This window comes from Bradyrhizobium tunisiense, from assembly GCF_042263385.1.
Taxonomy (GTDB): domain Bacteria; phylum Pseudomonadota; class Alphaproteobacteria; order Rhizobiales; family Xanthobacteraceae; genus Bradyrhizobium; species Bradyrhizobium tunisiense.
Genome location: NZ_JBHLEV010000012.1, coordinates 37,757 through 51,210, shown reverse-complemented (window position 1 = coordinate 51,210; position 13,454 = coordinate 37,757). Strand labels below are relative to the sequence as shown.

The window sequence follows — 13,454 nt, the reverse complement described above, 5'->3', positions numbered from 1 at the left end:
TGCCTCCTCAGGATCCGGGTGCGGCGACCAGACGGTCGGCCGCATCGAAGACAAAAACGTCGTTGGGATCGAGCACGGCGTCGAGCGTCTGGCCCGGCTCGAACTCGTGCACGCCGTGCAGGACCGCCACCCAGTTCGATCCGTCGCGGGTCAGATGCACGAAACTCTCCGAACCGGTGATTTCGGTCACCGTCACCGTGGCATGGAAGGCGTGGCGGTCGGCCTCGCCATTGGCAAGCGCGAGCTGATGGGCGCGGAAGCCGACGCGATAGGCGCCGTCGGCCAGCGACGAATAGAGCCCCGAGGCCGGCGAAGCGGTGCCGCCGGCATATTGCACGGAGCCGTTCTTCTTCTCGATGCCGACGAGATTGAGCGGCGGATCCGAGAAGACCTGGGCGACGCGCAAGGTCTGCGGGCGGCGGTAGACGTTGGTGGTCTCGCCGATCTGAAGCGCCTGACCTTCCCACATGCACACCGTATTGCCGCCGAGCAGCAGCGCCTCGGTCGGCTCGGTCGTGGCGTAGACGAAGATCGCGCCGGAAGCCTCGAAGATGCGCGGCAGCTCGGCGCGCAGCTCCTCGCGCAGCTTGTAATCGAGGTTGGCGAGCGGCTCGTCGAGCAGCACGAGATCGGCGCCCTTGACCAGCGCGCGCGCGATCGCGGTGCGCTGCTGCTGGCCGCCGGAGAGCTGGAGCGGCGTGCGCTTCAGGAACGGCTCGAGCCGCAGCAGCTTTGCGGCCTCCGCCACCCGCGCCTCGATCTCGTCGCGCGGCTTGCCTTGCACGCGCAGGGGCGAGGCGATGTTCTCGTAGACCGTGAGCGAGGGGTAATTGATGAACTGCTGATAGACCATCGCGACCGAACGCCGGCGCACGTCGGCGCCCGTGACGTCCTTGCCGTTCACGATCACCTTGCCCGTGGTCGGCTTGTCGAGCCCGGCGAGCAGCCGCATGATCGAGGTCTTGCCCGACAGTGTCGGGCCGAGCAGCACGTTGAGGGTCCCGCTCTCGAGCGTCAGCGAGACGTCGCGGATATGTGGGACACCCTCGACTGTCCGGGTCACATGATCAAGCGTCACGGTCATGAGCGTCCTCCCGCTTCCATCAGGGGAGTTTGCGGCACGGCGTGGATCCTGATCCAGTCGTCAAGCGTTCCGATCTCATCGGCAGATAGTCGCAGGCCGAGCTTGGAACGGCGCCAGACGACGTCTTCGGCGGTCACGGCCCATTCATTGGCCATGAGGTAGCGGACCTCACGCTCGGTCAACGTCGCACCAAAGGACTGGCCGAGATCGGCCGCCGATTTCGCGTCGCCGAGCAGCTTGACGGCCTTTGTGCCATAGGCGCGGGCGAGACGGCGCGCATGCTCGTGACTGAGGAAGGGATAGCCACGCTGGAGCTCGGCAATCAGCCCGTCGATGTCGGACACATTCATGTCGCCGCCGGGCAGCGGCCATTTTCCGGTCCAGCCCTCCCGCGCCTTTGCGCTACGGAGATAAGGCGCGAGCCGCTCCAGCGCTTCTTCGGCGAGGCGGCGATAGGTCGTGATCTTGCCGCCATAGATCGAGAGCAGCGGCACACCGCCGGGCGTGTCGAGCTCGAACACGTAGTCGCGCGTTGCGGCCTTGGCTTCGCTGGCGCCGTCGTCATAGAGCGGGCGGACACCGGAATAGGTCCAGACGACGTCGTCCGGCGTCACCGGCTTGGCCAGATATTCGCTCGCCGCCGTGCAGAGATACTGGATCTCCTCAGCCGTCGCCTTCACCTTGGCGGGATCGCCGTCATAGTCGCGGTCGGTGGTGCCGATCAGCGTGAAATCGTCCTGGTACGGGATCACGAAGATGATGCGGCCGTCCGCGTTCTGGAACATGTAGGCGCGGTCGTGGTCATAGAGCTTCCTGACCACGATGTGCGAGCCCTGTACCAGGCGTACCTTGGCCTTCGCGTTGACGCCGGCGCCGCGGCCGAGCACGTCCTCGACCCAGGGGCCGCCGGCATTGACCAGCGCACGGGCCTGGATCTGCGAGCGCTCGCCGGTCAGCGTGTTGACCATGCCGACGGTCCAGAGGCCGTCGGACTGGCGGATCTCGCTGGCGCGGGTGCGGGTACGGATCTCGGCGCCCTTGTCGGCGGCATCGCGTGCGTTGAGCACGACAAGGCGGGCGTCATCGACGAAGCAGTCGGAATATTCGAACGCGCGGCTGTAGCGATTCGGGATCAGCGGCTTGCCGACCTCATCACGCCCAAGATCGACCGAGCGCGTGGCGGGCAGCAGATGACGGCCGCCGATGTGGTCATAGAGGAAAAGGCCCAGGCGCAGCAGCCAGGCGGGACGCAGGCCGGCATGATGCGGCAAAACGAAACGCAGGGGACGGATGATGTGAGGCGCGATGCCCCAGAGGATCTCGCGCTCGATCAGTGCCTCGCGAACCAGGCGAAACTCGTAATATTCGAGATAGCGCAGGCCGCCATGCACCAGCTTGGTCGACCAGGACGACGTCCCGCTCGCCAGATCGTTCATCTCACACAGGAAAACCGTGTTGCCGCGGCCCACCGCGTCGCGCGCGATGCCGCAGCCGTTAACACCGCCTCCGATGATGGCGAGGTCGAAAATACGCTCCAACAGACGCATCCCCTGACGACCGCCCGTTCCTTCGAGCGGCTACTTTCGTTTTTGATTAGATCATACCGAAAAACGAAAGCAAGATGAAAGAGAGGCGGAGGGAAGTGAAAGCAGAACTATTTTGATGAGCAAGAAGCGACAATAATGTGCGACCGATTTGGCAATTGGGGATGCAACAGCGCTCTTGATTGGTCAGTGCCGAAGAATTATAGTCATTTTAGTCATTCTGGTTCCGCGCGCATGACCGATCGCAACACTGCACCTCACGCACTTCTGGCCGATGACACCTGGACGCTGGCCAACGCCAAGGCGCGGTTGTCCGAGGTGATTGATCGCGCTCAAGCCGGCCCCCAGGTCATCACACGACATGGCAAGCCCAACGCGGTTGTCGTCTCAGCCGAGGAATGGGCGCGCAAGACTGCACGCAAAGGCACGCTGGCCGAATTCCTGCTCGCGTCGCCGCTTCGCGGCGTCGATCTCGAACTTGAACGAGTGCACGACGCGCCCCGCGACGAGATGCCGTGAACCTGCTGCTCGACACCAATGTGCTGTCAGAGATTCGGCGTCCCGCGCCTTCGCCGAAAGTCCTGGCTTGGCTGGATACGATCGACGAGGATCGTGCCTTCATCAGCGTTGCGTCGATCGCCGAGCTTCGCCGCGGCGTCGCGTTGCTGGAGGATGGCCGGCGCCGCACGGCGCTGGCCGCCTGGCTTGCCCACGATCTCCCAGCGCGATTTGCAGAACGTGTCTTGCCCATCGACTACGCCGTGGCCGAGCGCTGGGGCGACCTCATGGCGCAGAGCCGGAGAAGCGGCGTCGCGCTGTCTGTCATGGACGGCTTCTTTGCGGCGACTGCACTCGCGCACCACCTCACGCTCGCCACGCGCAATGTGAAGGATTTTGCGGTGTTCGGCGTCCCACTGCTCAACCCGTGGGACGATGTCTAGTCCTACCTCAGCCTGACCACGGGCGCCGCCTCGGGCGCTGTATCCTGTGCATCGGCCGGCGCATCATCGATTTCCCCCGCCTCCTTCGGCATTGCCGCCATCACCTCGATGCCCTTGCTGTGGCAGATCGTGGCGAGGCGCTCGGGCAGCTCCTGGTCGGTGACGAAGGTCTGGATCTGGGTGATGTGGGCGATCCGCACCGGCGCGCTGCGGCGCAGCTTGGTGGAATCTGCGACCAGCATGACGCTGCGGGCATTGGCGATGATGGCCTGCGCAACCTGCACCTCGCGATAGTCGAAGTCGAGCAGCGCGCCCTCCTCGTCGATCGCGGATGCGCCGATGATGGCGTAGTCGACCTTGAACTGTCCGATCAGCTGCGTCGCGGTCGAGCCGACCACGGCGCCGTCGGCGCGCCGCACCGTGCCGCCGGCGACCACCACCTCGATGCGGGGATGGCGGTACAGCAGCATCGCGACATTGAGGTTGTTGGTGATGACGAGCAGGTCCTCATGCGAGGTCAGCGCGCTCGCAACCTCCTCCGTCGTGGTGCCGATATTGATGAAGAGCGAGCAGCCATTCGGGATCAGCGAGGCCGCCGCAGCCCCGATCGCCTTCTTCTCGTCGGCGGCGACGAAGCGCCGCGCCTCATAGGCGAGGTTCTCCACGCCGGAGGCGATGATGGCACCGCCATGAATGCGCGTCAGCGATCGCCGCTCGCAGAGATCGTTGAGATCCTTGCGAATGGTCTGCGCCGAGACCTCGAACCGGCGCGCGAGTTCCTCGACCATGACACGGCCGGAAGCGCGCGCGATGTTGAGGATTTCGGCTTGGCGATGGGTCAATCCGGTCACGGCAACGGCCTCGAATTCAGAATGATGCATGGTGCGGCGGTTTGCAGCTGCGGTCAATGCGCGCGCCGATCACGGTTAACGGACGCGGCTCCTCACCACGCCATGGCGCTCGCGAGGCGTGTCAGCAGCGCCGGATCGTCGAAGGCGCTGGCGGACATGACCGCGCCGGCGCCCACCAGGTCTGCATGACTGAGGCTGGTCCGGATGCCGACGGTTGGAATTCCGGCCGCCGTAGCCGATTGCACGCCGGTGCGGGAATCTTCAAATGCGATCGAGGCCTCTGCGCTCGCACCGACGAAGCGCAACCCTTCCTGATAGGGCAGCGGGTGCGGCTTGCCGTGCGGCAGCTCCGCGCCGATCACGAGAGCCTTGAAGCGATGCGTGATGCCGAGGCCGGAGAGCAGCAGCTCGGCGTTGAGACGCGGCGCATTGGTCACGGCCACCATGGGAATGCCGACGCTGTCGGCCCGGTCGAGCAATGCCATCAGGCCCGGAAGCGGAGTGATCTGCCCGGCCACGAGCGTGCGGAAGACCTCTTCCTTCTCATCGAGGATCAGGGCGCGCCGCTCCGGCGCCTCGTGGGGCAGAAAGCGCTCGCCGATCGCGACATTGGCGAAACCTTGCAGCTCCCTCGAGAAGCGCGCGTGATCGAACACATGGCCGTGAGGGCCGAGCACCTGGTTGAAGGCCTTCAAGTGCAGCGGGTCGGTGTCGGCCAGCGTACCGTCGATGTCGAACAGCAAGGCCCTGCCCATCGCTTCCGTTTTGGCTTCGATCATTTCCGTACTTTCCAAAATCCGCGGCGCATTGATGCGCGAGACGTATCAATATGGCGTCAACCGCGCAACGACGCATGCAGATGACAACATCTGCACCACTCGACAAAGTCGCGCGCGGCTGCAACACTCGCCGCAAGATCAAAAAGGAGGAAACGATGACGATCAACCGACGCGATCTGGCTCTCTCGACCCTTGCCGTCTCCGCGCTTGCGCTCGCAGCACCGGTGCTGGCGGCCTCGGCCGACGAGGAGGCCGTGGCGAAGAAAGTCGAGGCCTTCCGCCTCGCTCAGATCGCGGCCGATCCGAAGGCGCTCGGCGCGCTGTGCTGGGACGATCTCAGCTACAGCCATTCCAGCGGCAAGGTCGAGGACAAGGCGACCTTCATCGCCAATGCGACCGACGGCAAGTCGAAGTTCCTGTCGATCGAGTACAAGGACCCGACCATCAAGGTCGTCGGCCCCGCCGCGATCGTCCGCTTCCACTGGTTGGGCGAGCAGGAGATGGCGGCCGACGGGAAAAAAGTATCGACCAACCTTCACATCCTGATGAACTGGCAGAAGCAGGGCGACGAGTGGAAGCTCTTGTCGCGCGCCGCAACGAAATTGTGAGCAACGACGCTTGCCCTCTCCCCCTGTGGGAGAGGGTGGCTCGCCGCGGAGCGGCGAGACGGGTGAGCGGTTCTCTCTGCGAGGAACCTCTCACAATAAAGTTTGCTGAAGCAACCCCTCATCCGGCGCTTCGCGCCACTCCCACAAGGAGAGAAGGGTCGACAGCATTCCGGGCGGCAAAAAATTCCGACCGCGCTTCGCGCGCCCCGGACTGATGAGTGCGGCGCTTACGCCGCCTCCTTCACATCACCGTTCACCAGCTTGCGCGCAGCGCGCTCGGCTTCGCGCGCGTTGCGGAAGAGTTGTCCTTCGAGGCGGTTGAAGCGCTGGGAGGAGGCGAAGAAGCAATAGCCTCCAGAAGAACGAACGACGATACCTGCGGTCTGCGAATCGACTTCGATGATGTAGCTGTCCGGCATGGTCCGTGGATTCCTCAGTGCGGGCAAATAACGGTGCTCCTGCCCAAAGGTTCCCCAGGCATTTGAGGCCGTTTCCACCCCGAATCGACACGCAACTGAGTACGCCGGGACCTCATCCGTTTTATGACTGGTTCTTGGCGAAGCCGCGACGAGGATGACTCAGTCGCGCCGCGTTTGACGGCGCTGCACGCGTTCGCGAGACGAGGCAGAGCGTCGCGCGCGACTACGTCGCTATCGTCGTGCCGGTCGGACGAACCGCTTGCGGGCGCCCGTGCTCGTCGATCGAGACGTAGGTGAAGTTGCCGTCGGTGACGAGGAACGGATGCTCCTCGCCGCGGCGAAGCGCCCAGGCTTCCAGATGCACGGTGAGCGAGGTACGGCCGACGCGGACGAGATTGGCGTAGACCGACACGAGATCGCCGACATAGACCGCCTTGCGAAAATTCATCGCCTCGATCGCAACCGTCACGGTACGCGACTTCGCGGCCTTTGACGCAAACACGCCGCCGCCGACATCCATCTGGCTCAGCAGCCATCCGCCGAAGATGTCGCCATTGGCGTTGGTATCGGCAGGCATCGCCAGCGTGCGGATGCAGAGATCGCCGCCCGGCCCGGTATTCGCATGTTCGTTCATGCCGGTTTCACCTGAAATTGTCCCAGCCCGGATCGGGCGCAAAGCGCGCGCCGAATCGATCGGCCAGCCCGCGCAAGGTCGATACGACATTTTCCGGGCCACGCGTACGCGCGTAGTTCAGCGGACCACCGCGGAATGGTGCATAACCGGTGCCGAAGATCATGGCGCCATCGACGGCATCGGCATCATCCACGGTGCCCTCGCGCAGTGCCGCAACGCAGACATTGGACATCGGTAGCACCAGGCGATCGATCATCTGGTCGGTGACGCGCGGGCCGGTCTCGGGGAGCGGCGCCTTCTCCGCCTTGCCGTCCTTCCAGGTATAGAAACCCTTGCCGGTCTTGCGGCCGAGCTCGCCCTTGGCGACTTTCTCGCGCAACCAGGCCGGCGTCGGCGGCAGGAGATCGCCGAACTTGGTGCGCAGCATGTCACCGACGTCGAGGCAGATGTCGAGCCCGACCTGATCGGCGAGTTCGATCGGCCCCATCGGCATGCCGAACTGCTCGGCTGCCGCGTCAATCAGGCGCCGGTCGATCTTCTCGTCCAGCATCACCATCGCCTCCAGCATGTACGGCGTCAGCGCGCGGTTGACGAGAAAGCCCGGCGAGCTTTTCACGGCGAGCGGCAGGCGGTCGATCGCACCGACGAAGGCGAGCGCCTGCTTCAGCACCTGCGGGTCATCGCCGTCATGGCTGACGACCTCGACCAGTTGCAGCCGCGACACCGGATTGAAGAAATGCAGGCCGACCAGCCGCTCCGGTCGCGCCAGCGTGGTTCGCAGATCCTGGAGCGGAATGCTCGACGTGTTGGTGGCGAGGATCGCGCCCGGCTTCATTCGAGGCTCTATGCTGGCATAGACCTTCTGCTTGAGCTCGAGCTTCTCCGGCACCGCCTCGATGATGAGATCGGCGCTGCGCACGCCCTCCCCGTTCATGTCGGGGATGAGGCGATCCAGCGCGTCGCGCATGTCGGTCGGATTGCGGATGATCTTGCCGTAGAGCTCATTGGCGCGCTTCACCGCGCCCGCGATCGGCTCCGTCTTCATGTCGGCGAGCGAGACGCGCAGCCCCTGCCCGGCAATCCAAGCTGCGATGTCGCCGCCCATGGCGCCGGCGCCGATGACATGGACGTGTTTGATGGAGTTGCCGCTGCCTGCGGCCTTCTTCATCTGCTCGCGCAGGAAGAAGACGCGGATCAGGTTCTGGGCGGTCGGGGTCACCATCAACTTCGCGAAGGAAGCCTGCTCCGCCTTCAGCATCGCGGCCTTGCTGCCGCCATGGGTCTCCCATAGGTCGATCAGCGCGTAAGGCGCCGGATAATGCTCGCGGGATGCGGCCTTCGCCGCCTCCGAGCGCATACGCTTGGCAAGCAGCCCGCGGACGAGGCCAACATTCGCCGCGCGCGTCAGCAAGCCTGGCCGCACCCGCTTCAGTCGGCCAAACAGCGCATCCTTCACCGCGTTACGAACGTGGCGCTCCTGCGTCACTGTGTCGACGAGGCCGAGGGATCTGGCGCGACGCGCATCGATGGTGCGCCCGGTCAGCATCAGGGACATCGACTGGACCGGATTGACCAGCGCGGTGAAGCGCGCAGTGCCGCCGAGGCCGGGATGCAGACCCAGCATCACCTCCGGGAAGCCGAAGCGCGCGCCGTCGACGGCGATCCGCGATTGGCAGGCCAGCGCGACCTCGAGCCCGCCGCCGAGGCAGAAGCCGTGGATGACCGCGACCGTCGGCAACCTCAAGGCTTCCAGATGGTCGATCACCGCATGCGCGGCGCGGATGCGCGTTTCCACCATGTCGGGATCGGACGCGCCACGGAATTCGTTGACGTCGGCGCCCGCGATGAAGCCGGACGGTTTTGCGGAGCGGATCACGAGACCGGCGGGGCGCTCAGTTTCGATTGCCGCGAGCACGGCGTCGAATTCCTCCATCACCTCGGAGGAGAGCGTGTTGGCGCTGGCATCGGTGCGATCGAACAAGAGCCAGGCGACGCCGTCGGCATCGCGCATCAGCTTGAAGTGCCTGTACGGGCTGTCGGGCGCGGGCGTGGGCCCGAGCGTCAGCACGCGATCCGCGAGCGCGGTCATGATCTTGGAATCCATGGTCACACCGCCTCGATCAGCATGGCCCCGCCTAGCCCGCCACCGATGCACTCGGTCGCAATACCGCGGCGCGTTCCCAGCCGCTTCATCGCGTTGACGAGATGCAGCACGATGCGGTTGCCGGAGGTGCCGACGGGATGGCCGAGCGAGATCGCGCCGCCATCGACGTTGAGCTTGTCTCGGTCGATCTCACCGGCCGCGCCGTCGAGACCGAGGATCTCGCGGCAGAATTTGTCGTCGTTCCAGGCGGCGAGGCAGCCGAGCACTTGCGTGGCAAAGGCCTCGTTCAGCTCCCAGGTCTCGACGTCGTGAAGGGTCAGGCCGTTGCGCCGGAGAAGCGGCGTTACCGACATTACCGGGCCGAGTCCCATAATGCCTGGATCGAGCGCGGCCCAGTTGCTGTCGACGATCGCGGCTCTCGGCGTCAGCCTGTGCCTTGCGACCGTGGCGTCGGAGGCGAGGATCACCCAGGAGGCGCCATCGGTGATCTGCGAGGAATTGCCGGCGGTGACCTGGCCCCAGGGGCGCTCGAACACCGGCTTCAGCTTTGCCAGCGTCTCGGCCGTGGAGTCCGGGCGCACGCCGTCGTCGTGATCAAAGAATTTTCCGTCGCGCGCGAACACGGTCTCGACCTCGCCCTTGAGATATCCCGCGCCTTGCGCATGCGCCAGCCTGCGGTGGCTTTCGGCGGCATAGGCATCGGACTGTGCGCGGGTGATGCCGAAGAGATGGCCGACGACCTCGGCAGTCTGGCCCATGTTCAGATCGGTGATCGGATCGGTCAGCCCGCGTTCGAGACCGATGATCGGCTTGAGATAGCGCGGCCGCAGCTTGAACGCGGCAGCGAGCTTCGCGGCCACGCCCTTGGCTGTGGCGAGGCCGGCGAACCAGCGCACGCCCGAATTGGGCCAGACCAGCGGCGCGTGGCTCAGCGCCTCGGTGCCGCCAGCGAGGATCATGTCGGCATGGCCCTCGCGGATGTAGCGATAGGCGGTGTCGATCGACTGCATGCCGGAGCCGCAATTGATCTGCACGGTGAAGGCGACCATGTCCTCCCCCATGCCGAGGCGGAGCGCGGCGACACGGGCCGGGTTCATCTCATCGGCGATCACATTGACGCAGCCGAGGATGACCTGGTCGAAATCAGTTGGAGAGAACGGCTGGCGCGCCAGCAGCGGCCGGCCGCATTGCACGGCGAGATCGACCGGCGTGAACGGCCCCGGCCCCGAGCGCGCCTTCAGGAACGGCGTGCGACTGCCGTCGACGATGAAAACCGGTCGTGCCATCAGCTCGCCGCCCTCTGTTCACCGAGTTCCTGGAAGAACTGATGCACGTCGCCGGCTTTCCTGTAAATCGGCGACAGGGCTTCCGGGGCGAAATCGTCGACCTCGATCACTTCGTTGACGGCCTTGCGGGCAGCAGAGATTTGCTCGCCCTCGGCCTGCGTGATCACGCCTTTGGCGACAGCTTCCTCCCAGTTGCGAACATGCGCCGCGCGCATGCGCTTGGCGATGGCGTCCGTGCCAGCGACCAGCTTGAATGCGCGCTCCAGCCGGGCAAAGCCGCCGTCGTCATCGACATGGGCCAAATCGGGCGTCAACCGCTCACGCGCCGCCGAGGGCTCCAGCACGATGCCGGCGCATTGGTGCACGACGCGGTCGGAGGGGCCGAGGACGCGGGCGCCGAACGGCTGGACCACGAGCTTGAGGAAGGCGGCGACGAAGCGGTTCGGTAGATTGGCGAGGATCTCGGCGAACCGGTTCTCGATGGTTTTGAAGCCCGTCGCCATGCACCATTCCAGCGCGGCAAAGTCCTCCTTCTGCCGGCCCTCGTCCTGCCAGCGCTTCAGCGCAGCCGAGAGCAGATACAGCTCGGAGAGAATGTCGCCAAAGCGCGCCGACAGCATCTCCTTGCGCTTGAGCGCGCCGCCGAGCGTCAGCAGCGCCATGTCGGCGCAGAGCGCGAAGGCGGCGGAATAGCGCGAGAGCTGGCGAAAGAATGGGGTGGCATCGCCAGCATCGGGCGCCAGCGCGAACGCGCCAAAGGTCCAGCTCCGGCCGAACGCGCGGAACAGGGTCCGGAAGCTGTGGCCGACATGCTTCCAGAACGCTTTGTCGAACGCGGTGAGCCCGCGGTCGCGATCGGTGTCGGCGAGCGCATTCATTTCGTCGAGCAGATAGGGATGCGCACGGATGGCGCCCTGGCCGAACACGATGAGGTTGCGGGTCAGGATGTTGGCGCCTTCCACCGTGATGCCGACCGGCACGGCGCGGTGCAGATTGCCGAGATAGTTTTGCGGGCCGTCGATCACGGCCTTGCCGCCATGGATGTCCATGGCATCGTCGATCGCGGTCCGCATCCGCTCGGTCGCATGCAGCTTCATGATGCCGGAGATGACGGCGGGATGAACGCCGGCATTGAGCGCCGCGCAGGTCAGCCGCCGCGCGGCATCGAGCTGATAGGCTGTCGCGACAATGCGCGCGAGCGGCTCCTCGACGCCTTCGAACTTGGAGATGGAGATGCCGAATTGCTCGCGGATGAGGGCATAGGCGCCGGTGGTGCGCGCCGCATAGGCGGCACCCGCAGCAGAGAGCGACGGCAGGGAGATGCCGCGGCCGGCGGCCAGCGCCGTCATCAGCATCTTCCAGCCCTGCCCCAGCCGCTCCTTGCCGCCGATGACGTAGTCGAGCGGAATGAAGACATCGCGCCCGCGGTTCGGGCCGTTCTGGAACACCTGCATCGACGGCAGATGACGCTGGCCGATCTCGACGCCGGGCAAATTGGTCGGGATCAGGGCCACGGTGATGCCGAGCTCTTCCTGATCACCGACGAGATGATCGGGATCAGAGGCCTTGAAGGCGAGACCCAGGAGCGTCGCGACCGGGCCGAGCGTGATGTAGCGCTTGTGCCAGTTGAGCCTGAGGCCGAGGACTTCGCGGCCCTCGAACTCGCCCTTGCAGATGATGCCGGTGTCGATCATCGAGGCCGCGTCAGAGCCGGCTTCGGGGCTGGTGAGGCCGAAGCAGGGAATGTCACGGCCGTCGGCGAGCCGCGGTAGCCAGCGCGCCTGCTGCTCCTTCGTGCCGAAGCGCATCAGCAGCTCGCCGGGCCCGAGCGAGTTCGGCACCATCACCGTGACCGCCGCCGCGATCGAGCGCGTCGAGATCTTGCGCACGACTTCCGAATGCGCATACGGCGAGAAACCGAGGCCGCCGAATTCCTTCGGGATGATCATGCCGAAGAATTTCTCGCGCTTGACGAAGTGCCAGACGTCCGGCGGCAGGTCGCGCCATTCCCAGAAGATCTTCCACTCGTCGAGCATGGCACAGAGCTCGTCGACGGGGCCGTTCAGGAAGGCCTGCTCCTCGCTGGTCAGCGTCGCCTGCGGGATCTTCAGAAGCTTCGACCAGTCAGGGTTGCCGGTGAAGAGGTCGGCGTCCCACCAGACGTCGCCCGCCTCCAGCGCCTCGCGCTCGGTGTCGGACATCGCCGGCAGCACGCCGCGTGCCCAGGAGAAGATCGGCTTTGTCAGGGTGTCGCGGCGGAAGCTCATGGCTGACCTCGTGCATCGGCGCGGTTGTCGGGCATTTTAGCGGAAACTGGCGCGCGGAGGCGAACACTTCGCCTGCAAAATTGACGCGGCCGGGCGGCCCCCGGACCATAACGGCCAGGGTGCGCGGGCAGTTCCGGGAGGGGGATGGGCGAGATCTCTCCACGTCATTCCGGAGCACGCAAAGCTCGCGCCCCGGAATGACGGCGGCGAGAGCGAAGCGGCGGCCTTAATCCGGCCGCACCATCTCGAACATGTTTTCCGGCTTGATCTCGAAATAATCGCCGCGGCGGCCGGCGCGGACGATCGGGTGGGCGGCGGCGGTCTGGTAGACGCCGTCCTTGATCATGGCCTTGTCGATGTGGACGGCGACCACCTCGCCCAGCGTCAACCAGGCGTCGGCTTCCTTGCCGTCTGCGCCCTTGAGACGGACGATGTCGGACACCTTGCACTCGAAGGCGACCGGGCTCTCGGCCACGCGCGGCACGTTGACGAGCCTGCCGGGCACGGCGGTGAGGCCCGCGACCTCGAACTCATCGACCTCGGGAGCGACATGCGCGGCGGTCGCGTTCATGTGCTTGGCGAGCTCCATCGTGGCGAGATTCCAGACGAACTCACCGGTCTGCTGGATGTTCTCCACCGTGTCCTTCCAGTTGGTGGAAGAGAAGCCGATGATCGGCGGCACGTAGCAGAACGCATTGAAGAAGCTGTAGGGCGCGAGATTGACGTGGCCCTTGGTGTCGCGAGAGGAGATCCAGCCGATCGGACGCGGCGCGATGATAGCGTTGAAGGGATCGTGCTTGAGGCCGTGGCCCTTGGAGGGCTCGTAGAAATAGAGGTCTTTTTCGGTCACGCGCTGCTTCCTTTTCGTCATTGCGAGCGCAGCAAAGCAATCCAGAATCCCTCCGCGGAGACGGTCTGGATTGCTTCGCTGCGCTCG

General features: G+C 65.3%; 13 protein-coding genes. 3 read left to right on the top strand and 10 right to left on the bottom strand.

Translation table 11 applies throughout. The annotated features are described in order from the left end of the window. Positions 1 to 7: 7 nt before the first annotated feature. Positions 8 to 1,084: an ABC transporter ATP-binding protein gene (locus tag ACFDR6_RS33740; protein WP_375861003.1), complete on the bottom strand. Its 1,077-nt coding sequence runs from the start codon at positions 1,082 to 1,084 to the stop codon at positions 8 to 10. Then, positions 1,081 to 2,631, bottom strand: a complete 1,551-nt coding sequence (gene glpD, locus ACFDR6_RS33735; protein ID WP_317242781.1) for a glycerol-3-phosphate dehydrogenase — start codon at positions 2,629 to 2,631, stop codon at positions 1,081 to 1,083. Before glpD ends, ACFDR6_RS33740 begins: the two co-directional genes overlap by 4 nt. A gap of 231 nt (positions 2,632 to 2,862) precedes the next feature. On the opposite strand from glpD, the gene ACFDR6_RS33730 reads away from it, so the two are divergent. Together ACFDR6_RS33730 and ACFDR6_RS33725 are read left to right on the top strand one after the other, a co-directional pair. Next, positions 2,863 to 3,147 carry a type II toxin-antitoxin system Phd/YefM family antitoxin gene (locus ACFDR6_RS33730; RefSeq protein WP_212089175.1) on the top strand — a complete coding sequence of 95 codons (285 nt, stop codon included), beginning with the start codon at positions 2,863 to 2,865 and terminating at the stop codon, positions 3,145 to 3,147. Next, positions 3,144 to 3,569, top strand: a complete 426-nt coding sequence (locus ACFDR6_RS33725; RefSeq protein ID WP_375861002.1) for a type II toxin-antitoxin system VapC family toxin — start codon at positions 3,144 to 3,146, stop codon at positions 3,567 to 3,569. The genes ACFDR6_RS33730 and ACFDR6_RS33725 overlap by 4 nt, the downstream gene beginning before the upstream one ends. Before the next feature lie 2 nt (positions 3,570 to 3,571). Here the strand turns inward: ACFDR6_RS33725 and ACFDR6_RS33720 are convergent, their stop codons facing one another. Next, on the bottom strand, positions 3,572 to 4,420 hold the full coding sequence (locus ACFDR6_RS33720; protein ID WP_375861070.1) for a DeoR/GlpR family DNA-binding transcription regulator: 849 nt from the start codon (positions 4,418 to 4,420) through the stop codon (positions 3,572 to 3,574). Positions 4,421 to 4,512: 92 nt separating this feature from the next. Beyond that, positions 4,513 to 5,199, bottom strand: a complete 687-nt coding sequence (locus tag ACFDR6_RS33715; protein WP_375861001.1) for an HAD family hydrolase — start codon at positions 5,197 to 5,199, stop codon at positions 4,513 to 4,515. A 155-nt stretch (positions 5,200 to 5,354) separates the two neighbouring features. Between ACFDR6_RS33715 and ACFDR6_RS33710 the strand changes: the two genes are divergently transcribed. Further along, on the top strand, positions 5,355 to 5,807 hold the full coding sequence (locus ACFDR6_RS33710; protein WP_375861000.1) for a nuclear transport factor 2 family protein: 453 nt from the start codon (positions 5,355 to 5,357) through the stop codon (positions 5,805 to 5,807). 227 nt (positions 5,808 to 6,034) lie between these two features. Here the strand turns inward: ACFDR6_RS33710 and ACFDR6_RS33705 are convergent, their stop codons facing one another. The 6 genes from ACFDR6_RS33705 to ACFDR6_RS33680 all read right to left on the bottom strand — a co-directional run bounded on the left by ACFDR6_RS33705 (position 6,035) and on the right by ACFDR6_RS33680 (position 13,367). Continuing rightward, on the bottom strand, positions 6,035 to 6,226 hold the full coding sequence (locus ACFDR6_RS33705; RefSeq protein ID WP_212089167.1) for a hypothetical protein: 192 nt from the start codon (positions 6,224 to 6,226) through the stop codon (positions 6,035 to 6,037). Positions 6,227 to 6,449: 223 nt separating this feature from the next. After that, positions 6,450 to 6,860 (bottom strand): acyl-CoA thioesterase, encoded by a 411-nt coding sequence (locus ACFDR6_RS33700; RefSeq protein WP_212089165.1) that lies wholly within the window; start codon positions 6,858 to 6,860, stop codon positions 6,450 to 6,452. Positions 6,861 to 6,867: 7 nt separating this feature from the next. Further along, positions 6,868 to 8,964 (bottom strand): 3-hydroxyacyl-CoA dehydrogenase NAD-binding domain-containing protein, encoded by a 2,097-nt coding sequence (locus tag ACFDR6_RS33695; protein WP_375860999.1) that lies wholly within the window; start codon positions 8,962 to 8,964, stop codon positions 6,868 to 6,870. Positions 8,965 to 8,966: 2 nt separating this feature from the next. Continuing rightward, the gene (locus tag ACFDR6_RS33690; RefSeq protein ID WP_375860998.1) at positions 8,967 to 10,250 is read right to left on the bottom strand and encodes an acetyl-CoA C-acetyltransferase; all 1,284 of its coding nucleotides are present in this window, start codon (positions 10,248 to 10,250) and stop codon (positions 8,967 to 8,969) included. Then, positions 10,250 to 12,517: an acyl-CoA dehydrogenase gene (locus ACFDR6_RS33685; protein ID WP_375860997.1), complete on the bottom strand. Its 2,268-nt coding sequence runs from the start codon at positions 12,515 to 12,517 to the stop codon at positions 10,250 to 10,252. Before ACFDR6_RS33685 ends, ACFDR6_RS33690 begins: the two co-directional genes overlap by 1 nt. Positions 12,518 to 12,743: 226 nt before the next feature. Beyond that, positions 12,744 to 13,367 carry a flavin reductase family protein gene (locus ACFDR6_RS33680; RefSeq protein ID WP_212089148.1) on the bottom strand — a complete coding sequence of 208 codons (624 nt, stop codon included), beginning with the start codon at positions 13,365 to 13,367 and terminating at the stop codon, positions 12,744 to 12,746. Positions 13,368 to 13,454: the final 87 nt, after the last annotated feature.